At 62.4% G+C, this 21,618-nt stretch carries 22 protein-coding genes; 12 read left to right on the top strand and 10 right to left on the bottom strand.

Annotated features, from left to right (window positions below; all coding sequences use genetic code 11):
• Window positions 1–28: 28 nt before the first annotated feature.
• Both GJT30_17425 and GJT30_17420 read right to left on the bottom strand, forming a co-directional pair.
• Window positions 29–1,735, bottom strand: coding sequence for a phospholipid carrier-dependent glycosyltransferase (locus tag GJT30_17425; GenBank protein MSM41403.1), 1,707 nt, complete (start codon window positions 1,733–1,735; stop codon window positions 29–31).
• Window positions 1,695–2,918, bottom strand: a complete 1,224-nt coding sequence (locus tag GJT30_17420; protein MSM41402.1) for a peptidase U32 — start codon at window positions 2,916–2,918, stop codon at window positions 1,695–1,697. The genes GJT30_17425 and GJT30_17420 overlap by 41 nt, the downstream gene beginning before the upstream one ends.
• A gap of 146 nt (window positions 2,919–3,064) precedes the next feature.
• Here GJT30_17420 and ybgF point away from each other — a divergent pair, with 146 nt between their 5' ends.
• The 12 genes from ybgF (at window position 3,065) to GJT30_17360 (ending at window position 13,625) form a co-directional block, all read left to right on the top strand.
• Entirely contained in the window at window positions 3,065–3,793 is a 729-nt protein-coding gene (ybgF, locus tag GJT30_17415; protein ID MSM41401.1) for a tol-pal system protein YbgF, read from the top strand.
• A gap of 16 nt (window positions 3,794–3,809) precedes the next feature.
• Window positions 3,810–4,829 (top strand): LysM peptidoglycan-binding domain-containing protein, encoded by a 1,020-nt coding sequence (locus GJT30_17410; GenBank protein MSM41400.1) that lies wholly within the window; start codon window positions 3,810–3,812, stop codon window positions 4,827–4,829.
• Window positions 4,830–4,978: 149 nt separating this feature from the next.
• Window positions 4,979–6,064, top strand: a complete 1,086-nt coding sequence (gene dprA / locus GJT30_17405) for a DNA-protecting protein DprA (GenBank protein MSM41399.1) — start codon at window positions 4,979–4,981, stop codon at window positions 6,062–6,064.
• A 31-nt stretch (window positions 6,065–6,095) separates the two neighbouring features.
• Window positions 6,096–8,378 (top strand): type I DNA topoisomerase, encoded by a 2,283-nt coding sequence (gene topA / locus GJT30_17400; GenBank protein ID MSM41398.1) that lies wholly within the window; start codon window positions 6,096–6,098, stop codon window positions 8,376–8,378.
• Between the two features lie 43 nt (window positions 8,379–8,421).
• Window positions 8,422–9,735, top strand: coding sequence for a methylenetetrahydrofolate--tRNA-(uracil(54)-C(5))-methyltransferase (FADH(2)-oxidizing) TrmFO (locus tag GJT30_17395; GenBank protein MSM41397.1), 1,314 nt, complete (start codon window positions 8,422–8,424; stop codon window positions 9,733–9,735).
• A 137-nt stretch (window positions 9,736–9,872) separates the two neighbouring features.
• Window positions 9,873–10,148, top strand: coding sequence for a hypothetical protein (locus GJT30_17390; protein ID MSM41396.1), 276 nt, complete (start codon window positions 9,873–9,875; stop codon window positions 10,146–10,148).
• Window positions 10,138–10,713 carry a septum formation inhibitor Maf gene (locus GJT30_17385; GenBank protein MSM41395.1) on the top strand — a complete coding sequence of 192 codons (576 nt, stop codon included), beginning with the start codon at window positions 10,138–10,140 and terminating at the stop codon, window positions 10,711–10,713. Before GJT30_17390 ends, GJT30_17385 begins: the two co-directional genes overlap by 11 nt.
• 142 nt (window positions 10,714–10,855) lie before the next feature.
• Entirely contained in the window at window positions 10,856–11,539 is a 684-nt protein-coding gene (locus GJT30_17380; protein ID MSM41394.1) for a YggS family pyridoxal phosphate-dependent enzyme, read from the top strand.
• Between the two features lie 12 nt (window positions 11,540–11,551).
• On the top strand, window positions 11,552–12,100 hold the full coding sequence (locus tag GJT30_17375) for a YkgJ family cysteine cluster protein (protein ID MSM41393.1): 549 nt from the start codon (window positions 11,552–11,554) through the stop codon (window positions 12,098–12,100).
• Window positions 12,097–12,666 carry a carbonic anhydrase gene (locus tag GJT30_17370; protein MSM41392.1) on the top strand — a complete coding sequence of 190 codons (570 nt, stop codon included), beginning with the start codon at window positions 12,097–12,099 and terminating at the stop codon, window positions 12,664–12,666. Before GJT30_17375 ends, GJT30_17370 begins: the two co-directional genes overlap by 4 nt.
• An 8-nt stretch (window positions 12,667–12,674) precedes the next feature.
• Window positions 12,675–13,472 (top strand): alpha/beta fold hydrolase, encoded by a 798-nt coding sequence (locus tag GJT30_17365; protein MSM41391.1) that lies wholly within the window; start codon window positions 12,675–12,677, stop codon window positions 13,470–13,472.
• A gap of 45 nt (window positions 13,473–13,517) precedes the next feature.
• Entirely contained in the window at window positions 13,518–13,625 is a 108-nt protein-coding gene (locus GJT30_17360; protein ID MSM41390.1) for a rubredoxin, read from the top strand.
• A gap of 20 nt (window positions 13,626–13,645) precedes the next feature.
• Here GJT30_17360 and GJT30_17355 read toward each other — a convergent pair whose 3' ends face one another.
• From GJT30_17355 to GJT30_17320, 8 genes are all read right to left on the bottom strand, one after another.
• Window positions 13,646–15,229, bottom strand: a complete 1,584-nt coding sequence (locus tag GJT30_17355) for a HAMP domain-containing protein (GenBank protein MSM41389.1) — start codon at window positions 15,227–15,229, stop codon at window positions 13,646–13,648.
• Between the two features lie 312 nt (window positions 15,230–15,541).
• Window positions 15,542–17,602, bottom strand: coding sequence for an elongation factor G (locus GJT30_17350; protein ID MSM41388.1), 2,061 nt, complete (start codon window positions 17,600–17,602; stop codon window positions 15,542–15,544).
• 57 nt (window positions 17,603–17,659) lie between these two features.
• Window positions 17,660–18,439, bottom strand: a complete 780-nt coding sequence (scpB, locus tag GJT30_17345; GenBank protein MSM41387.1) for a methylmalonyl-CoA decarboxylase — start codon at window positions 18,437–18,439, stop codon at window positions 17,660–17,662.
• Window positions 18,440–18,536: 97 nt separating this feature from the next.
• On the bottom strand, window positions 18,537–20,102 hold the full coding sequence (locus tag GJT30_17340) for a 4Fe-4S binding protein (GenBank protein ID MSM41386.1): 1,566 nt from the start codon (window positions 20,100–20,102) through the stop codon (window positions 18,537–18,539).
• On the bottom strand, window positions 20,099–20,365 hold the full coding sequence (locus GJT30_17335) for a DUF2442 domain-containing protein (protein ID MSM41385.1): 267 nt from the start codon (window positions 20,363–20,365) through the stop codon (window positions 20,099–20,101). Before GJT30_17335 ends, GJT30_17340 begins: the two co-directional genes overlap by 4 nt.
• Window positions 20,366–20,452: 87 nt before the next feature.
• Entirely contained in the window at window positions 20,453–20,734 is a 282-nt protein-coding gene (locus tag GJT30_17330) for a CopG family transcriptional regulator (protein ID MSM41384.1), read from the bottom strand.
• On the bottom strand, window positions 20,706–20,924 hold the full coding sequence (locus GJT30_17325) for a hypothetical protein (protein ID MSM41383.1): 219 nt from the start codon (window positions 20,922–20,924) through the stop codon (window positions 20,706–20,708). The genes GJT30_17330 and GJT30_17325 overlap by 29 nt, the downstream gene beginning before the upstream one ends.
• A gap of 21 nt (window positions 20,925–20,945) precedes the next feature.
• Window positions 20,946–21,608 carry a transposase gene (locus tag GJT30_17320; protein MSM41382.1) on the bottom strand — a complete coding sequence of 221 codons (663 nt, stop codon included), beginning with the start codon at window positions 21,606–21,608 and terminating at the stop codon, window positions 20,946–20,948.
• Window positions 21,609–21,618 lie beyond the last annotated feature (10 nt).

Raw genomic sequence — 21,618 nt, 5'->3', positions numbered from 1 at the left:
GCGCAGGACGGACACCGCAACCGCTGCGTCAGCGATTGGTGATCAGAAGCTTGCGGCGGTCTTCGCCGAGTATGCGTACCTGAGTTTTTGACTTACTCATGAGGGTGTCGAGATCCCCTTGCCTGAGGAGCGCAACCACGGGACGGGACGAATCCCAGATCGGGACGAATCGGTCCATATCCATAAACCAGGCCGACTGGTCTCCCTGCTTGGAGCCGAACTCCAGCTCGCCGATCCCGCCGACCACGATCACGCGCCGCTGCGCATAGAAAGGGAGCCCCTGCTCATAGCCGAACGAGGCGACCACCGTGTCGGGCCCCGCCACCTTCCGCACCATGAGACAGAGTTCCTTGGAACTCGCCCGCCTCTGGGAGATCCGCTCGTAGAAAAAGTGCGGCCCCACCACGGCCAGGAGCAACCCGCCGGCGCAGAGGGTCAGCAACAGCCGCTGACCGTCGCGATAGTGAACGGCGACAAAGGCCAGGACTCCTTCTGCCAGGAAGATCCCCCCGGCCACGATGCCGCCGACCGGCGACAGATCGGGCCGGGTTGCCACATGGGGATAGACCATCGCACCGAGCCCCACGATGCAGAGGATTGTTGCCAGGACCATGGTGACCCTGGCCGGCAGCTCTTCTCCGTCCAGGATCGTGCAAAACAAGCGCCCGACCAGAAGGGCCAGGGCAGGAAAGACCGGGAGGATATAGGGGATGAGCTTCGAATTGGACTTGGAAAAGAAGAGAAAGATGAAACCGGCCCAGAGGATGAGATAGATCAGGTTTTCGCCGCCGGGCGCCTTCCGCTCCCGCCAGGCTTTGGCAAGTGCCTGGGGCACGAAGAACGACCAGGGGAGCATGGTCAGAAGGAGTATGGGGATGAAAAACCAGAACGGCTGGTAACGGCCATGCACCTTGGTGAGGAAACGCTCGAAGTGTTCATGGATGAAGAAGAAGCGGGCGAATTCGGGATTGCGCAGCGACACGAGAACGAACCAGGGGGCGGCGACCGCCAGAAAGAGCAGAATACCGGTCAACAGCCGCATCTCCCTCAGGAGACGCCAGCGTCGGCAGATGAGCAGGTAGAGGAAGATCACCGCACCGGGCAGGACCAGCCCGATCAGCCCCTTGGCCAGCACGGCCAGGGCCGCAAAGATATAAAACAGATAGTAATAGAGCCCCTTTCGCTTCTCGTCCGGGCGGGAGGCGAGGAGAAAGCAGCCAAGCGCCGCGGTCATGCAGAAGGTGAGGGTCATGTCGATGAAATTGATCCGGGACTGCACCAGGAAGCCGGTGGCCGAACCGAGCACCAGGGCTGCCAGCATCCCCTCGCGGCGGCCGAACAGCTTTCGCCCCATATGATAGGTGAAGAGCACCGTGAGAAGGCCGCAAAGCGTTCCGGGGAAGCGCGCGGCAAATTCATTCTCCCCGAAGACGGACAGCGACAGGGCATTCAGCCAATAGTGAAGCGGCGGCTTCTCGAAATACTTGACGTAGTTCAGAAGCGGCGTCACGAAATCGCCCCGTTCAAGCATCTCCCGCGGGATCTCGGCATAGCGCCCCTCGTCCGGCTCCATGAGCGGGAAACGCCCCAGGAATTGGAAAAAGGCGATGCCGAACACCAGGGTCAATGTGGTCAGATCACGCCGGGCACTGCCGGCAGTTGCGGTGATGAATCTCAGGATACTTTTCACGCGGTCACTGTTCCTCGTCTGTAGATTCCCGCCGCAGCAGGTCATACCGTTCCACCGGCACCGGTAAGCGGAGCACTATCCGCTGGTTGGGTTGGGCCACTGCCAGGGGCGCCCCCTTTTCGTCCTGCATTTCCTGCATGGTGAGGCTGGCGGTCTTCATTGCCGGACCGATCAGCTCCACCGCATCTCCGTCCAGCATCCGGTTGCGCACGCCAACTACGGCCCGGCCGTCGGCCAGCACCTCTTCCACCATCCCCACGAACTGGTGGCTGCGGCGGTAACGGGAGTGGTACTCCTGGTCACCCTCGCCGGGCTGGCCAAAGAGGAAACCGCTGGTGTAGCCCCGGTGGCTCACCTTCTGCAGCTCTTCGAGCCAGGCGGGATCGCACCGGTAACCGTCAGGGTCGGCGCAGTAACGGTCCAGGGCGGTCCGGTAGACGCGCACCACCGAGGCGACATAGTAGCTCCCTTTCATCCGCCCCTCGATCTTCAGGGAGTCGACACCACTTGCGACCAGTTCCGGCAGGTGCGGCAGCAGACAGAGATCCTTGGAGTTGAAGATGAAGGAGCCTCCCCCATCCTCGACAACCGGGAAGTACTGGCCGGGGCGGGTCTCCTCCACCAGGGCGTATTCCCAGCGGCAGGGATGGGCGCACTCCCCCTTGTTGGCCGGCCGTCCGGACATGACGCTGGAGAGAAGGCAGCGGCCGGAATAGGCGATACAGAGCGCGCCGTGGACAAAGACCTCCAGTTCGGCCGAGACCTTGTCGCGCACGGCTTGGATACCGGAAAGCGGGGTCTCCCGCGCCAGATTTATCCGCTTTATCCCCTGGCGTTGCCAGAACAGTGCGCTCTGCCAGTTGGTGGTATTCGCCTGGGTGGAGAGATGGATCTCCCGCTCCGGGGAGACCTCCCGGATCATGGCGATAACCCCGGGATCGGCAACGATGCAGGCGTCAACCGGGATAGGAGCGATCTCTTCCAGATAGCTCCTGAGCGCCGGCAGCTCGTCGCTGCCCGGATAGGCATTGACCGTCAGGAAGACTCTCACCCCGCGGCCATGGGCATAATCGACCGCCTCCCTGAGCTCGCCGGGGGTGAAATTGCCCGCCAGGTTGCGCAGGCCAAAGGCCTTTCCCCCCAGGTAGACGGCATCCGCTCCGTAATGGATGGCAATCTTCAGTTTTTCCATGGTGCCGGCAGGTGCCAGCAGCTCGGGTTTCTTCACGGATATCGCCTTTGGTGGCGCCTGTCGGCGCAGGGGCTGGATACTAGCATAAATCGCCCCGGTAAAGATACCCAAAAGGGGCGTTAGCCCTTGACAAAGCAGCGGATGAAGCTTTAATTATGATAACTTTTTTCTAAGGAGGGAAAATGCACCGCGCACACTGGCTCTGCACCGGCATAGCCGGCCTGATGCTCGCCGGCTGCAGCTCCGTGGACGTCATCTCCAAGAAGCAGATGGAAACAGAATCCCGCTTGGAGCAGCTCCTGCAGTCGAATGCCGCCAACGCTTCGCAAGTTGCCGATCTCACTCGCGAAGTCCAGGAGATAAAAAATGCCCTGATCGGGCAGGCAGCCGACCTGGAGACGATCAAATCACGGCAGGAGAACCTGCAGAAATCCCTGGAAGCCATTCCGGCGCAAGCCCCCTCTTCGTCTGCAGCACCGGCCACGGAGCCATCCGCCAAGATCGAGCTCGTCAACGCCGCCACCAAGACCGACGCGGAAAATCCCCAGCAAGAAGCCTACATGAAGGCCTTCGGCATCTTCAGCGCCGACCGCTATCCCGAAGCGATTACCGCGTTTACCTCCTTCATCGCAGCCTACCCCGACAGCGAATATGCGGCAAACGCCCAATACTGGATCGGCGAATGCCATTATACGCAGAAGGAGTACCGCCAGGCCCTGGCCGCCTTCAAGCTGGTGGTTGAGAAGCATCCCAAGGCAAAGAAGGTGCCGGATGCGCTGCTGAAGGTCGCCTTCTCCCAGCTGAGCATGAACGAGCCGTCCGCAGCCAAGACCACCATGCAGAAACTGATCGATCACTATCCCAAGAGCCCCGCTGCCGCCAAGGCGCGCGAGCGGTTGAGCCGTCTCTAGTCAAAGGGGTTACGCAATGAAACGAGTCGTTTTTTCACTGTTGGCAGTCCTCCTCTGCACACCTGCCCTGCCGCCTGTGGCAGGTGCCGAAGAACCGCAGACGACCTATATCATCCAGAAGGGGGATACCCTCTGGGGCATCTCAGGGCGTTTCATCCGCGACCCCCATTACTGGCCCGACCTCTGGGCGAACAACCCGCAGGTGACCAACCCGCACCTGATCTTCCCCGGCCAGAAGGTAAAGGTCTTTCGCGACCGGATCGAGATAGAGCCGGTCGAGGTGAAGAAGGAAGCAGCGGCACCGCCTGCACCGCAGGAAGCCCCGGCAACCGGCACAGCCAACGCGGCCAAGGATACCGTCTTCACGGTGAGCGGCGGCGAAGGGTATTTGATTGAGGACAAACTGAAACCTTCCGGCATGATCATCTCCACCCACCTGAACCGCCAGATCCTCGGCGAGGACGACATCGTCTATACCGACCTGGGGAGAACCACCGGCGGCAAGGTGGGAGACCGCTACTCCATCTTTAAGAAAGGCGCCCCCATCAGCCACCCGATGACCAACCAGATCGTCGGCTACAAGGTAACCCCGCTGGGGACCCTGCAGATCGTCGAACTGGAGGACAAGGTCTCCAAGGCGATCATCACCAAGTCCTACGAGGAGATCGGTCCGGGCGCCTATCTCATGCCCTATGCCGAACCGCTACGGACCATCGCGCTCAAGTCGGCCGATCGGGACCTGACCGGTTACATCGTCGAAACCAAGTCAGGCAACAAGGCCATCGCCTCCGGCGACATTGCCTATCTCGACCTGGGGAAAAACCAGGGGCTCCAGGTCGGCAACATGGTCTACGTTATCCGCGATGTCTACCCCGACCCCAAATTCATCGACGTGCCGGTGGGGAAACTCCCCTCCGAAGTGATCGGGGCAATGGTGGTGGTCGACATCGGCCCCAACACCTCGACGGCCCTGGTGGTGAAGAGCATCGACACCATCTACCGCGGCGACCGGGTGGAACTGATCAAAAGCCGCTGAAACGTCTCGTCCGGGACCGGCACCGCTGCCGGTCCCTTTTTTCTTGGCCGGCAACCGGCCATCACGCCGAAGCCGGAATCAGGGAGGGGCGCCGCATGAAGCAGCGCCCCTCCCTGATTCGCATTTCACGTTCACACAACACGGCCCTTATGGAACATTACTACTGGTTCGGTCTCAGGTCGGTCCCGCTGGTCGGGAACATCACCTTCCGCCGGCTCGTGGAGCGATTCGGCTCTCCGCAGCGTGTCCTGGAGGCGACTGCCGAAGAGCTGGCAGCCAAAGGGGTCTCCCCTGCCGTTGCCGGTTCCATCAGCAGCTACGACTACCGGGAAGCGGCTGAACGGGAATGCCGCGCGGTTGCGGCAAGCGGAGCGCGGGTCGTCGATTGTCACTCCCCCGACTATCCCCGCCTTTTGCTGGAAACCGCCGATTTTCCGCCATACCTTTATGTCAAAGGGGTGCTGGAAGGATGCGACCCGTCCGTTGCCATCGTCGGCTCCCGGCGGGCAACTCCGTACGGCCTGCAGGCTACCTCCCGGCTCTCGGCCGAGCTTGCCGGCCACGGGGTGCTGGTGGTCTCGGGAATGGCGAGGGGGATCGATACTGCTGCCCATCGCGGTGCCCTGCAGGCCGGGGGAAAGACCATCGGGGTCCTGGGGTGCGGCATCGACGTGATCTATCCGCTGGAGAACCGCCGGCTGTTCGCCGAGATGGCTGAACGCGGGGGGCTCATCTCCGAGTTCCCCATGGGAACCCAACCGGTGGCGGCCAACTTCCCCCGCCGAAACCGGATCATCAGTGGCCTCTCCCGCGGCGTGCTGGTGGTGGAAGCCGCCGAGAAGAGCGGTTCGCTCATCACCGCTCAGTTCGCTCTGGAACAGGGGCGCGAGGTCTTCGCCATTCCGGGGGCCATCACCTCCGGAGCTAGCAGGGGCACGAACCGGCTGATAAAACAGGGGGCCGTGCTGGTGGAAACCGTCAGCGACATCCTGGCAGAGCTCCCCCCGTCCGGCACAAGGGATGCCGCCGCTCCTGCCGCGGCCCGGAGCGCCCATCAGCAGTTGGAACCGGACGAAGCGGCAGTGTGCGACCTCCTTGCGGGAGGACCGCTGCAGATCGATGAAATCACGGCAAGAGTCGTGTTGACAGTGCAGGAGCTTTCGGCTATGTTACTGCGCCTGGAATTAAGGGGAATCGTCATGCAACTCCCCGGCAAGATCTTCGCATTGACCTGATACCGCAACCATTAAACAGACTGGTGCCGCTATGCCACAACACCTGATCATCGTCGAATCGCCTGCCAAGGCCAAGACCATCGAAAAATTCCTGGGGAAGGACTACAAGGTACTCGCCTCCTTCGGCCATGTGCGCGCACTCCCCAGCAAGCAGGGTTCGGTGGATCTGGATAATGACTTCGAACCGAAGTATGCGGTGCTCCCCGAGAGCAAGAAGCATATCGATGCCATCAAGCGGGAGCTGAAAAACTCCGACTCACTGCTGCTCGCAACTGACCCCGACCGCGAAGGGGAGGCCATCTCCTGGCACCTGCTGGCCGCACTCGGGATCGACGAGAACAAGTCCCCGCTCACCATCCAGCGGGTGGTGTTCCACGAGATCACCAAAACGGCCATTGTCGACGCGGTCAAGAACCCCCGCACCATTTCCCACGAACTGGTGGATGCACAGCAGGCCCGCTCGGTGCTCGACTACCTGGTCGGCTTCAACCTCTCCCCCTTCCTCTGGAAGAAGATCCGCTACGGCCTCTCTGCCGGCCGGGTCCAATCGGTGGCGCTGCGCCTCATCTGCGAGCGGGAACGGGAGATCCAGGCGTTCCAGACCCAGGAATACTGGACCATCGCCGCTGACCTGATGAACGGCACCAAGCAGCGTCTCACCGCCTCCCTGGTCGAAGTGGAGGGGAAAAAGCTCGGCAAGTTCGATATCCCCGGCCAGGCCGAGGCCGACCGCCTCGTGCAGGCGCTGCAGGGCTGCCCCTACCGGGTCGGCAAGATCACCCGGAGCGAGCGGAAGCGGACCCCCTCCCCTCCCTTTACCACCTCCACCCTGCAGCAGGAGGCGGCCCGCAAGCTCGGCTTTTCGGCCAAGAAGACCATGTCCACAGCCCAGAAGCTCTACGAGGGGATTGATATCGGCGGCGGCGCCGTCGGCCTCATCACCTACATGCGTACCGACAGCGTCGTCCTCTCCACCCTGGCGGTCGACGAGGCACGCGAGGTGATCACCAGCCTCTACGGCCGCGAGTATGCGCTGGAAAAGCCTCGCACCTTCAAGAACAAGGCAAAGAACGCCCAGGAAGCCCACGAAGCGATCCGCCCCACCTCGCTGGCCCGGACCCCGGCCGAGCTGAAGAAGGTCCTCGGTTCCGACATGTTCAAGCTCTATGAGCTGATCTGGAAACGGACCGTGGCCTGCCAGATGGCGGAAGCGCTCCTGGACCAGACCTCGGTGGAGATCGCGGCCGGCGACCGCTTCAAGCTCCGCGCCACCGGCACGGTCATCCGCTTCCCCGGCTTCATGAAGCTCTACATCGAAGGGATCGACGACGAGAGCGAAGAGAAGGAAGGCCTCCTGCCGCCGCTGAACGAAGGAGAGCCGCTCAACCTCCAGGAGTTGAAGCCGGAACAGCACTTTACCCAGCCGCCGCCCCGCTATACCGAGGCGACCCTGGTGAAGACCCTGGAAGAGTATGGTATCGGCCGGCCATCCACCTATGCCAGCATCATGAACACCCTGCTGGAGCGAAAGTACGCCCGGCTCGACGCCAAGCGGTTCTTCCCCGAGGATGTGGGGCTCGTGGTCAACGACCTGCTCACCAAGCACTTTACCCAGTATGTGGACTACAACTTCACCGCCTTCCTGGAAGAGGAGCTGGACCAGGTCTCCCGCGGCGAAAAGCAGTGGAAACCGCTCTTGCGCGAATTCTGGGGGCCGTTCGTCTCGCTGCTCAAGCAGAAAGAGGGAGAGGTCAACAAGTCGGACGTCACCACCGAGGCCACGGACGAGGCCTGTCCCGAGTGCGGCCAGCCCCTGGTGGTGAAGCTGGGCAAGCGGGGCAAGTTCATCGCCTGCTCCGGCTACAAGGAAGGGTGCACCTACACCCGCAACATCGAGCAGCAGGCCGGCGAGGTAGTCGAACCGGTGCTGTCCGACGAGAAGTGCGACAAATGCGGCAGCCCCATGCTGATCAAGGATGGCCGCTACGGCAAGTACCTGGCCTGCTCCGGCTATCCCGCCTGCAAGAACATCCAGCCGCTGAACAAGCCGAAGGGGACCGGGGTGGTCTGCCCCGAGTGCAAGCAGGGGGAGTTGACCGAGAAGAAGTCGCGCTACGGCAAGATGTTCTACTCCTGCAACCGCTACCCCGAGTGCAAGTTCGCCCTCTGGGACCCGCCGGTAGAGCAGCCCTGCCCCAAATGCGGTTTCCCGCTCCTGGTAAAGAAGGTCTACAAGCGGGAAGGGGAATTCCTCAAATGCCCCAAAGAGGGGTGCGACTACAAGCTGGGCGGCAAAGAGCCAAAAGCGAAATAAGCGAAAGGCGGGGCGCAAGTCCCGCCTTTCTCGTAAAGGACAGATGACAAACTCCCTCACCATAATCGGCGGCGGGCTGGCCGGGTGCGAGGCTGCCTGGCAGGCCGCCATCCGCGGCGTGCCGGTCGTTCTCCACGAGATGAAGCCGGACCGCTTTTCCCCGGCCCACCACTCCCCGCTGCTGGCGGAACTAGTCTGCTCCAACTCCCTGCGCGGCGCCGACCTGGCCAATGCGGTGGGGCTCCTGAAGGAAGAGTTGCGCCGTCTCGGCTCCCTCTTCATGCAGGCGGCCGACGCGACAAAGGTTCCGGCCGGCGGGGCGCTGGCCGTGGACCGCGACCAGTTCGCCGCCTTCATCACCGAGCAGATCGCCAGCCACCCCCTGATCACCCTGGTGCGCGCAGAGGCGACCGAGATCCCGGCCGAGGGGCTGACCGTCATCGCCTCGGGGCCGCTCACCAGCGACGCCCTGGCAGCGGGCATCAGCCGGCTCACCGGCGACTACCTCTATTTCTACGACGCCATTGCCCCGATCGTCGAGGCATCGTCGCTGGACATGGCGAAGCTGTTCCGGGCCTCGCGCTATGGCAAGGGCGACAGCGACGACTACCTGAACATCCCGCTGGACGAGGCAGGCTACAACGCCTTTGTGGACGCGCTGCTGGCGGCCGAGAAGGTGCCGGCCCGCGACTTTGAAAAGATGGTCCATTTCGAGGGGTGCATGCCGATCGAGGAGCTGGCTGCCAGAGGTCGCGAGACGCTGCGCTTCGGGCCGATGAAGCCAGTGGGGCTCACCGATCCCCGCACCGGAGCCGAGCCCCATGCCGTGGTGCAGCTCCGCCTGGAAAACCGCGAAGGGACCCTCTACAACCTGGTCGGCTTCCAGACCAAGCTCACCTGGCCGGAGCAGCGGCGAATCTTCAGCATGCTTCCCGGACTGGAGCAGGCGGAATTCGCCCGGCTCGGTTCGCTCCACCGGAACACCTTCATCAATGCCCCGGCGCTCCTCACCCCCACGTTCCAGCTCAGCTCCGAGCCCCGCATCCTCTTTGCCGGCCAGATCACCGGCGTGGAGGGGTACGTGGAATCGGCCGGAAGCGGCTTCCTGGCCGGTATCAACGCCGCCCGGATCGCCACCGGAGCGGTGCCGCTGCCACCTCCCCCGACCACCGCCCTCGGTGCGCTGGTCAACCATATCACCACCTGCGACCCGGCCCATTTCCAGCCGATGAACGTCAACTACGGCCTCTTTCCCCCTCTCCCCGGCAGGGTCCACAAGAAGGAAAGGCGGGCACGCCTCGCCGAACGGGCGCTCGCAGACCTGGCCCCCTGGCAGGCGGAGATCGCCAGCGCATAGCACGGAATCGGCGGCCCACCGTCCAGAAGATTATTGAAAAACACCCTGCAGAGGGCCGTTTTTTCTGTTGTCCCTCATCAGCCAATCCGCTAGAATCTGACCGTTGTCGCGGCCCATCCTCCACGCAAGGACTATCCATGAACGAAAAGGAAAAGCAGGAAATATCTCTTATCGGCCGCATCTTCTCCATGGAGGCGCTCCTCCTCCTGATGGGGCTCTTCTCCCTCGGCTCGGGCATCTATAACAGCGCGCCGATGCAAATCTTCTGGGGGGTCACCATCGCCTGCGGTGCGGTGATCCTGCACTTTGTCCGGAAGAAGGACTGGCAGAAGCACTGGGCTGAGCAGGAAGAGATGAAGCTGCGCTACGAGGAACGTCGCCGGCAGGCGCAGGAAAAAAAAGATGGGAAATAGGCTGCGGATCGTCCTTGCCTCCGCTTCGCCGCGCCGTGCCGAACTCCTGGAGTCCGCCGCCATCCGCTTCCAGGTGGTGCCGGGCCATATCGACGAGACCCCCTTTGCCAACGAAGAACCGGTGGCGCATGTCCTGCGCCTGGCAGAGGAAAAGGCACGGGAAGTGGCACTGCGCGAGGAGGGGGATATCTTCATCGGCGCCGATACCATTGTCCTGTGCGACAACGAGATCATGGGAAAGCCGGTGGATGAACGGGATGCGGTGCGGATGCTGCGCAAGCTCTCGGGCCGCGCCCACGAAGTGGTGACCGGCTACGCCGTCTACGACAAGGCCCGTAACAAGGCGGTACAACGCGCCATAACGACCATGGTCGTCTTCAAGGAGCTGCGCGACGACGAGATAGAGACCTACGTCGCCACCGGCTGCCCCCTGGACAAGGCGGGCGCCTATGCCATCCAGGGTGGAGCCGCCCACATGGTGGAGCGGATCGAGGGTTCGTACACCAACGTGGTCGGGCTGCCGCTGTGCGAGGTGATGGCCACCCTCAGAGAATGCGGTTGTTGAAAACCAGCCATCTCGCCGCCGTCCTCGAAAAGCCACCTTGTGCGGCGTAGCTCTGCTACGCCTCCGCGGGGCTTTCTGCGGGTGCGACGATCTGACTGCTTTTGAACAACCTGAGTTGCTTAGCAACCTGTCAGGACCCGATATGAGCATTGCTGACAACCTCCAGAGAATTAGGCACCAGATTGCAGAGGCAGCGGTGCGCACCGGTCGCGATCCCGCCGCTGTCAGGCTGGTGGCGGTCTCCAAGACCAAGCCCGCTGCGCTGGTCGACGAGGCGGCCCTCTCGGGCCAGCTCCTCTTCGGCGAGAATTACGTCCAGGAGTTCGTCGCCAAGGCAGCGGCAGTGCGGGAGCAGGTGGAGTGGCACTTCATCGGCGCCCTGCAGAGCAACAAAGTCAGGCAGCTGGCCGGGCTGGTCACCATGATCCATTCTGTGGACCGCCTCTCCCTGGCCGAAGAGATCGACCGCCAGTGGGGAAAGCTGGGGATAAGCTGCGACATCCTGATCCAGGTGAACATCGCCGGCGAGGCGACCAAGAGCGGCACCACCGCCGCCGAGCTGGCAGACCTGGTCCGCCGGGTGGCTGTGCTGCCCCATCTCCGTATCCAGGGGCTGATGACCATGCCCCCCTTCTTCGACGATCCCGACGCGGCCCGCCCCTATTTCCGCCAATTGAAGGAGCTGGCAGCGCTGATCGCAGCCGAGCGGATTCCGGGGGTAGCTATGGATGAGCTCTCCATGGGGATGTCCGGCGATTTCGAGGCGGCCGTGGAGGAAGGGGCGACCCTGGTCCGGATCGGGACGGCCGTCTTCGGCATGCGGTAGGCGGGATTCCCCATGAAAGACGCCCTGACAAACTACGTCTCGCTCGTCGCCAAGGTGGACGAGCTCTGCTCACGCATCGAAGGGGAGTTCGCCGACCAGATCGCCTGCCGCAGCGGCTGCTCCGGCTGCTGCCGCCATATCACCCTCTCCTGGGTGGAGGCAGTGACCCTTGCAACGGCACTGGCAGCTCTTCCCCCCGCAGAGGTCGAAGAGATCCGGCATCGCGCCCGCACAGCCTCTCTTGACGGTGCCTGCCCGCTGCTTGCAAACGATCGCTGCGCCCTTTACCAGAGCCGGCCCATCATCTGCCGCACCCATGGGCTCCCGATCCTGACGCAACAGGATGGCACCGGCCGGGTCGATTTCTGCCCCCTCAATTTCACCGGGGTCGACCGGCTCCCCGGCAGCGCCCTGCTCGATCTCGACCGGCTCAATACCCTGCTCGACTCCATCAACCGGCTCTTCATCGCCGAAGCCTTCGACGAATGCCCGACCAGGGAGCGCCTTGCCATCGCCGAGGCCCTCCTTCTCGATCTCGACCCCACAGGAGACGCCCCATGAAACTGCTCGACAAGATCCTTGCGGCAAACAGCACCTTTGTCAAGCCGGGAGTCTTCCCGCCGCTTCCCAAGGACCCGAAGCAGCAGTTCGCCATCTTCACCTGCATGGATACCAGGCTCGTGGAGTTTCTGGAGCCTGCCATGGGGATCAAGCGGGGGGATGCCAAGGTGATCAAGAACGCCGGCAACACGCTGGTGGACCCGCTCCACGGCGGGGTGATCCGGAGCCTGGTGGCGGCGATCTTCACCCTGGGGGTCGAAGAGGTCTTCGTCATCGGCCACCGGGACTGCGGCATGGCCTCGGTGGACGCAGTGGCCCTCAAGCAGCGGATGGTGGCCCGCGGCATCCCGGCCGCGACCATCGACGAACTGGTGCCGGACCTCGCCCAGTGGCTCGGTACCTTCGGCTGCCCTGAGGAGAATGTCGCCGACGTGGTCGCAAAGATCCGCCGCAACCCCCTCATCCCTCAAGACGTGCCGATCCATGGCCTGATCTTCTGCCCGACCGACGGCCACCTGGACGTGATCATCAACGGCTACGACAACCTCAGGCAGGAAACCGCATAGGAGGGTTCATGCAGGCGATCATCAACGGCATACAGATGGCGTACGACGACACGGAAACCGGCCTGCCGCTGCTGCTCATCCACGGCTTCCCCCTCTGCCGCCGGATGTGGCGGCCGCAGTTCAACAAGCTCCCCCGGTCTAGCTACCGGGTGATCGCACCCGACCTGCGCGGCTTTGGCGAAAGCGACGCCCCCGAGGGGCCCTACAGCATGGATATTTTCGCCGACGACATGATTGCGCTGCTGGATTACCTGGAGATTGATCAGGCGGTGGTGGGAGGGATGTCCATGGGGGGGTATGTCCTGTTCAACCTGCTGGAGCGCTATCCGGAGCGGTTGCGGGGGGCGATCTTCATCGTTACCCGCTGCACGGCCGACGACGAGTCAGCCAGGGAGCGCCGATTGCAGCTGGCCAGCGACGTTCGCAAATTCGGCCCCCAGGTGGTTGCCGATGCCTTTGAATCGCTCCTCTTTGCCCCGGCCTCCGTAACGGAGCGCCCCAAGCTGCTGGAGGAGGTCTACGGCTGGATGGTCGCCAACGACAGCCGCGGCCTGGCTGGCGGGCTTCTGTCCATGCGGGAGCGCAAAGACTATTCGCAGATGCTCGGCAGCTTCAGGGTCCCGGCGCTGGCCATCGGCGCGGCAGAGGACCGGGCCGCTCCGCCTGCGACCAGCACCGCCATTGCCGCCGGCATCCCCGGCTGCAGGCTCAGCATCATCCCGGAAACCGGCCACCTGGCCAACCTGGAAGACGTCAAGGCGTTCAACGCCCCGGTTCTGGAGTTCCTGGCATCGCTCGATGCCTGATGACACACTGCTGCCCCGAAAGGGGGACAACGAAAGGAGATCGACATGGCTGTCTGGAAGTGTTCCGTCTGCGGCTACAGCAAGGAAGGGCGCTGCAAGCCCCAGAAATGCCCCCAGTGCAACGAAAAAGGAAAATTCGAAAAGGCGGAATAGCCGTATGCTGCCGGCCTTTGTCAGGCCAGCTTGAACTGCCCCACCAGCCGCTGCAGGTCCTGGGCCAGGTGTGCCAGCTGCGCCGCTGCGGACGCGGTCTCCTGGGCTCCCTGCTCTGTCTCCCTGACAACGGTCGTCACCTGCAGGATGCTGTGACTGATCTCGGAGGTGGTGGCGGTCTGCTGCTCCGCGGCAGTGGCGATCTGGTTCACCTGCATGGTCACTGAATTGATCTGTTCCAGGATCTCGTTCAGGGCATCACCCGATCTGGCAGCCTCGGACGTCCCTGCCGCAACCTCCTTCACCCCCTCCTCCATGGCCGATACGGCGCCCTTCGTATCCGACTGGATCCCCTTGATCATCTCCCCGATCTCGCGGGTTGCCTTGGTGGTCCGCTCGGCCAGAGCCCGCACCTCATCCGCAACCACGGCAAAGCCGCGCCCCTGCTCGCCTGCGCGGGCTGCCTCGATGGCAGCGTTCAGCGCCAGCAGGTTGGTCTGGTCGGCGATATCCTGGATGGCGACGATGATCTCGCCGATCTGGTCGGATTTCTTCCCCAGAACCTCGATGGTTGCGGCAGACTGTTTGACCTTGCCAGCGATGCGGTTCATGACCGAGACAGTGCTCTCGACCACCTGCGTCCCGGCAGTGGCCGAACTGCTGGCCTTTTTCGACTCGTCGGCAGCAGCCACGCAATTGTGAGCGATCTCGCACGAGGTGGCCGCCATCTCCTCGCTGGCCGTGGCCACCGTACCTGTCTGGCCTACTGCCTCACCGATGCCGCTCACCATCCGTTCTGACGTCTCGGAAAGCTGGCGAGCCGCCACCGAGAGCTGCTGGGCATTGCCGGCAATCTTGGTCATGATGTCGCGGATCTTGGAGATGAGCTTGTTGATCCCCTCGGCCAGGGCCCCGATCTCGTCACCCGAAGAGACCGGCAGGGTCCGGGTGAGATCGCCGCCAGCGCTGGCAAGCTCCTCCACCGTTTTCACGAACTTCAGGATATGGTTGATGACCGCCTTTCGCATGAAGAGGTAGATCGTGGCGAGGAGGATGAAAAAGAAGCAGACCCCGGTCCCCATCAGCATGAAGGCGAGATTCCGGGAGCTGTCATAACCGTCCTGGACCGAGGTTTTCAGGGATATCCCCCCCAGGTATTTGGGCTCCTTGTCGTGGCACTCCTTGCACCGCTCCTCGTTCTCCAGGGGGACCGCCAGGTTGAGCACGTGGATGCCCTCCTCCACGGCGGTGGTCTCCACCTCCTTACCTGTCTCGATCGCCTTGACGACCTCCTTGTTCGGTTGGGCCTCCTTCGCTGCCTCCGACTCCTTCCCCTCCGGATTGTAGATCTTCAGGTCCAGGACGAATTTCTTCTTCTTGGCGTCGTCGATATATTTCGTCACCAGCTTGGAGTCGCCCTTCATCATGTATTCGTCGATGTCGTTGGCTATGATGGCAGAGACGTTCCGCGCATTCTTGAGCTGCAGGGTGGTGGTCGACTTAGCCTGCAACCAGAGCGACACCGCCCCGAGAGCGATAAAACCGAGACTCAGGCTTATCCCGAGTATGCCCAACACCTTCAACGCCAGACTCTTCCTGAACATGATCCGCCTCCGCTCGGTATGGTTGGCAGTGTCCCGACACGAAAAGTGCGACCGCTGCCCAGAAGCAGGCAACAATGCCCGGAACACCATCCTCACTTTTAAGTCGGCATTCCAATGAGAAAGTTTAGGTTATTTACAAAAATAATCAGCAATACATTCAACATGCCGGCATTTTTAGCGTTTCCACATATCACCGACTATTCCGGTCAACAAGACGCCCCTGATTCCCATCTACCTGGAATTCTCATGAAAAAAAACCGGGAGCTCATAGTGAGCATCCCGGTTTCGTGGATCAATTCGGCACTGCTGCCGTCAGAGGGAAAAGCGCTGTTGTACCTCCTGGGGGGCAGCGGCAAAGGAATGGAACTCCATGCTGAAGGTGCCGCGCCCCTTGGTGGCGCTACGCAGCTCGGTCATAAAGCCGAACATCTCGGCCAGCGGCACCAGGGCGCGGATGACCTCCAGCTCCCCCTGCACCTCGATCCCCTCGATCCTGCCCCGTTTCTGCTGGAGCGACCCCATCACCCGGCCGGTGGTATCGTTGGGGGTGGTGATCTCCAGCGACATGATCGGTTCCAAAAGGATCACGCCGGCATCACGTAGCGCCCTGTTAAGGCCGCGCTGCGCCGCTGCCCGCACCCCGGCCTCGCTGGTCACCCCCGGCTCGAAGGGGGCCTCGCGCACCTCAACGGCAAGGTCGGTCAGCGGATATCCGGCCACACCACCGGCTGCACAGGCCTGATTGAGGCTGTCCGCCAGGGCGGAACGTAAAAGAGGCGGCAGCGGCCCATCCGTCAGGGCTTCGAGGCCGATCCTCACCCCGGCACCCCGCTCCAGGGGGGTGATCGCCAGCAGCACCTCGCCGCCCAGAGCCCTGCCATCCTGCTCCACGCGAAAGACCTCGCGCCAGACCACCCCCTTTTTCAGGGTCTCCCGATAGACCACCTGGGGCCGGCCGGTCTTGATCCCCACCCCGAATTCCCGTTGCAGCCGGTCGCCGATGATCTCCAGATGCAGCTCCCCCATGCCGGTGAGGATGGTCTGGCCGGTCTCCGGGTCCTCGTGCACCCTGAAGGTGGGGTCTTCCCACTGCAACCGCTCCAGGGCGGGGAGGAGCTTGTCGCGGTCGTCCACCCCCTTCGGCTCCACGGCCAGGGAGACCACCGGTTCGGGCACGGTCAGACCGGCCAGGATCACCTCGTGCCCCGGCTCGCAGATGGTATCGCCGGTGAGGGCATCCTTGAAGCCGGAGACCGCCACGATCTCCCCGGCTATCGCCTCCTCCACCGATTCGCGGCGATGGGCATGCATCCGGAACAGGCGGGCTGCCTTCTCGAACTTTCCCCGGGAACTGTTGCGGGTGGCTCCGCCGGCCTTCAGACGCCCCGCATAGACCCGCAGGTAGGTGAGCTTGCGCCCCTCGTCCGCCACGACCTTGAAGGCAAGGGCACAGAACGGCGCCGCAGGATCGCAGGCAATGGCCGTAGTCTCGCCGCCCGGCTGCACAGCCTCGACGGGTGGGACATCCAGCGGCGACGGCAGAAAGGCGGCCACCGCATCGAGGAGCGGCTGCACCCCCTTGTTGCGCAGGGCCGAACCGAGCAGGACCGGGAAGATCCGGCAGGCCAGGGTCCCCTGCCGCAACGCCGCAATCAGGCGCTCGGCACTGACCGGGGCAGCGGAGAGGAAATCGTCCAGGATGGTGTCGTCGAAATCTGCCGCCGCCTCCACCAGCGCCTCGCGGGCACGGGCTGCCACCTCACGCAGCGCATCGGGGATAGGAGCAGCGGTAACGGTCCGTCCCAGATCGGTCTCGTTGAAGAAGAGCGCCGTCTCCCGGAGGAGATCCACCACCCCGCCAAACGCCCCCTCGTTGCCGATGGGGAGCTGCAGCAGCACCGGCCGGGCATTCAGGCGCCGCTCCATCTGGGCAACGACCATCCGGAAATCGGCCCCGACGCGGTCCAGCTTGTTGATGAAGCAGATCCTCGGAACCCGGTAGCGCTCGGCCTGGCGCCAGACCGACTCGCTCTGGGGCTGCACCCCTTCGACCGCGCTGAATATGGCAACCGCGCCGTCCAGCACCCGGAGCGTCCGTTCCACCTCGATGGTGAAGTCGATGTGGCCGGGGGTATCGATCAGGTTGATCCAGACGTCTCCCCAGCGGCAGGAGGTGGCCGAGGCGGTGATGGTGATCCCCCGCTCCTGCTCCTGGGGCATCCAGTCCATCACTGCCTGGCCTTCGTGGACCTCGCCCATCTTGTGCGTTTCGCCGCTGTAGTAGAGAATGCGCTCGGAAACCGTGGTCTTGCCCGCGTCGATATGGGAGATGATGCCGATGTTGCGGATCTGCGCCAATGGTGGATGGGTCATGGATCTGCTCGTAGTCTGGGAATGGATGGTCGACGGCTCGGCCGTCGGGTTGCGTGGCTATTCTCCGGTAAATTGCGGCTTTCGTTTCTCGTTGAACGCCCGGATCCCCTCTGCATAGTCGTTGCTGTCGTAGACCTGGCGGCGAAGCCCCTGGACCCGCTCGAAGGTGAGGGGGCTCATGGGGTGCGCGCTTGCCAGCAGGCGGATCTGCTCCTTGATCACGGCAATGGAGAGCGGGCTGTTGTGGGAAATCTTGCGGGCCATGTCGTAGGTGAACTCCTCCAACTGGTCGTCTTCCACCAGGTGATTGAGTATGCCGATGGTGCAGGCCTTTTCCGCGGAGATGGGCTGGGCGGTGAAGAACATCTCCTTGGCCGTGTTCACCCCCATGATATTGATGAAATGGAGGATACCGGTGACATTGTATGGCACGCCGATCTTGGCCGGCGTCATGCAAAAGCTGCAGCTGCTGCCGCCGATCAGGATGTCACAGGAGAGCGCCAGGTCGCAGGCGCCCCCCCAGACGCTCCCCTCGATCATGGCTATGACCGGCATGGGGAGATTCTGCACCGCGCGCAGGACCGTCACCAGCGGATCGTGATAGGCAAGAGGGTCGCGCCCAGGCAGAGGGAGCTCGCGTACATCATGGCCGGCAGACCAGACCGTGCTCCCCTTGGGCGCGCGGATGATGAGGACCCTGGCCTTGCTCTTCTGCAGGGCCTCGATGGCCTGGATCATCTCGTCGATCAATGCCTTGGAGAGTATGTTGCGATATTTGCCGTAATTGAAGGCAATGGTGCCGATATCGTTCTGCAGCTCGGTGGTGATGAGAGACATGGCATTCTCCTTGAGCGAATGGCTACCTCAATGAGTACCAGAGAAATGGCCGTCGTCAACACCAAAGCCCTATCCGCAGGCCACGCATCTGGGTCGTTCAGCGATAGGGGTCGTCCGTGGATTGGCTGTCTGCGGGGGCTGACGCCTCACTCTCCTCTTTCAGGGGGGTCCGATCCTTCACGGCAAAGATATCGATGCCGGACTTCCCCTCCAGCGGGCAGACATATTCGCAGATACCGCAGCCGTTGCAGAGGCTCTCCACCACATAGGGGACCTGGACCGACACCCTACGGCCGTCAGGCGTGATCTGCTCCTCGACGCGGGAGCGGATCGCCTTCTGCGGTATCGGGCAGTGCTCCTCGCAGACGATGCAGTCGGTCTGGCGGGCAAAGGGAAGGCAATGGTTCTTGTCGAAGACTGCCTTGCCGATTACCTCCCGCCGCTTCCGCGCCGGATCGAGTTCTGGGATGGCGCCGGTTGGGCAGACCTGGCCGCAGAGGGTGCAGTTGTATTCGCAATAGCCGAGCCTGGGGATCACCACCGGGGTATAGAGCCCTTCCACCCCTGCCTGCAGCACCGCCGGGTAGAGGGCGCTCCGCAGGCAGACCTTCAGGCATTCCCCGCACCTGACACACTTGTCGAGAAAATCGGCCTCGTCGCGGACACCGGGGGGGCGCAGCAGGCGGGCATGGGCAACCGGATCGCGGAACCTGAAGAGGCGAGAGGCGAAGAAGCCGGCAGCCAGGCCCCCCAGGAGGACGCGACGGCCGGGCTGAAACGCCTGGTCACCCGGCAAGGGAGAGGCGAGCCGGAACCTGACCCGCTGATGCGGGCAGTGAAGCGAACACTCCATGCAGAGGATGCACTCGTCCTGCTGCAGCAGCTCCCGGTCGAAGGAGGTCGGGCAGAGCTCCCTGCAGGCCCCACAGTCGCCGCAGAGCTTTACCGGCGTCCGGCGCAGGGCCGAAAACCGGCCGATGACGCCGAGCAGGGTCCCGAGCGGGCAGAGACGGCGGCACCAGCTGCGCGGCTCATACCGTTCCAGAAAGAGGATGCCGGCGAAGAGGAAGAGCGAGGTAAAGGCCAGGGGATAGAAGGTGTCGCGGAACGGGAGGAGATAATCCCGCAGAAGCGCATAAGCCGGGGCAATGGTGTCGCGACCGTCCCCCATGACACGGTAGAGGCCGACCCAGACCTGCCTGACCCCGTCGCCCATAAGAGGATAGACGGCAAAGGTGAGGGCGCGGAGCAACAGGGCGATGGGATCGAAGAGCCCGGCAAGGTTGACGCCGAACAGGGCGGCAAAGAGGAGCGGCAGCAGGAGCCAGTATTTGGCGTTGCCGGTCAACAGGGGCAGCGGCCCCCGTTTCCTGATCCGTGTCGTCACCAGGTCGAGCACCGTGCCGAGCGGGCAGATCCATCCGCAAAAGAACCGCCCCAGAAGCGCCGTGGCAACCGTCGTCACCAGCGCGGGCAGAAGCAGCCAGGTAAAGGTGCGGGAGGACAGGACGTAGCTCACCAGCACCAGCGGGTCGGCACGGAAGAAGCTGTTCACTGCAGCCCCCACCTGGTCGTTGCCCCGGTACTCGGTCTTCACGAACAGGATCAGGAACAGGGCCAGGAAGAGTAGTTGGCTGATGCGGGCGGAGGTGGGCTTTTTCATGGTCGCTCTTTGTTGGCAGCAATCACGCTGCGTCTTGCACCCGAAGGGCTTCCCAACCGATACAGGCCAGCGTCCCACTCAACCCCGTGCCCCCATTCTTCGACGGCAACCGTTGCAAAGAAATCCGGCTCCTTCAGACTTTCATATCCCGGCGAGTCCAGAAACTCGGAGACATCGACCCTCGTCCGTTTGCCGGAGCGCCAGACAATCTCCAGACATGGAGGCGATTCAGCGGCAACGGATCTGATTGTCTGCTGGTTCATAATGCTATCTCCCGATCGATTCCCGGTTCAGTCTATACCATTCCGAACGTATCAGCTCCCTGTTCTCCTTCGCCCAGCGGGGGAGAGCTAACCGGCGTGCAGTTTTTTCGCACGACCGGTTGAGCGCTTTGTTGGCTGTTCCGACTGTGCGTCAGCATATGTATCAAGCAATTGCCGGATCATGCGCTGATATTGCGTATGATATTTCGATGCCTCAGACTTGAAAAACTCGATGCTCTTCTTGCTGAGGGAGATGGTCACCTTAACCGACTCCTCGCGAAACGCCAACTCTGCGGGAGAGGGGAGAAAGTCTGGAGTTATCTTTATCTCGCCTAATGGTTCATCGGTGTATTTTATTTTCGTGCTCATAAATCGCCTTTCCCTTCCGCCAGTAACCGGCTCCAAATATCCGAATCACGTTATTGCGATACGTGAAGCGTACCGTGATAATGCCATCTCCGGCCTTGCCAAAACAATAGTAACGCATTTCCTTGTCGCTGTGATTCACATCTTCCGCGATCATAATCGGGGGACACATAATCGGCATAATCGGGCGCATAATCGGGGGACACAATACCCATTATGCTGATTTAGAGGGCCTTCCCGCGGGCTTTATCTTCAACTCACGTCCCGTCAGGTTCTCAATCGCGGCAATAAATTGTTCATCACCTGCCGGACGGCCGGTACGAATGGATTGCTGAAGCCGGTCCGGTTCCGTGCTCGCTTTGCAGCTTAAAAACTCTCTCCAATCCGTAACCAGTCCCAACAGTGTCCGGTCCTTCACCAGTGGGTCATGGTCCGACAATCCGCAGTGGTAGCGAGTGCTTGACCAAGGATATTCCCAGGGTGTTTCGACCATGCCGGCAACAACCGGGTTTAATGCCACATAGCGGGCAGCCGCTAGCAGGTGCCGCTGATCGAGCACGCACGAACTGAATCTTCCCTGGAAAAGGTAGCCACGAACCCCCTGAGAGAAGTTTTTCATGCGAGTGTAGCGACGATGGGCTTCTCCGAAGCCGCGGGCAAGTGATGTCTCACTGTTGGGCACTGCAATGAAATGGACATGGTTCGTCATGAGGCACCAGGACAGGATTTCGACATTGAACCGCGCGGCCTCCTCAGACAAAAAGGCAAGATAGGCGCGACGATCCTCATCGGAGTGAAAGACATCCATGGAGCGGACCCCACGTTGGGTGACATGATGTGGATAGCCGGGGACGACAATTCGAGAAATGCGAGCCATGGTCGAACAA

Origin of the sequence: Geobacter sp. (genome assembly GCA_009684525.1) — a bacterium.
Taxonomy (GTDB): Bacteria; Desulfobacterota; Desulfuromonadia; order Geobacterales; family DSM-12255; genus Geoanaerobacter.
This window is presented reverse-complemented; position numbering and strand designations above follow the sequence as displayed.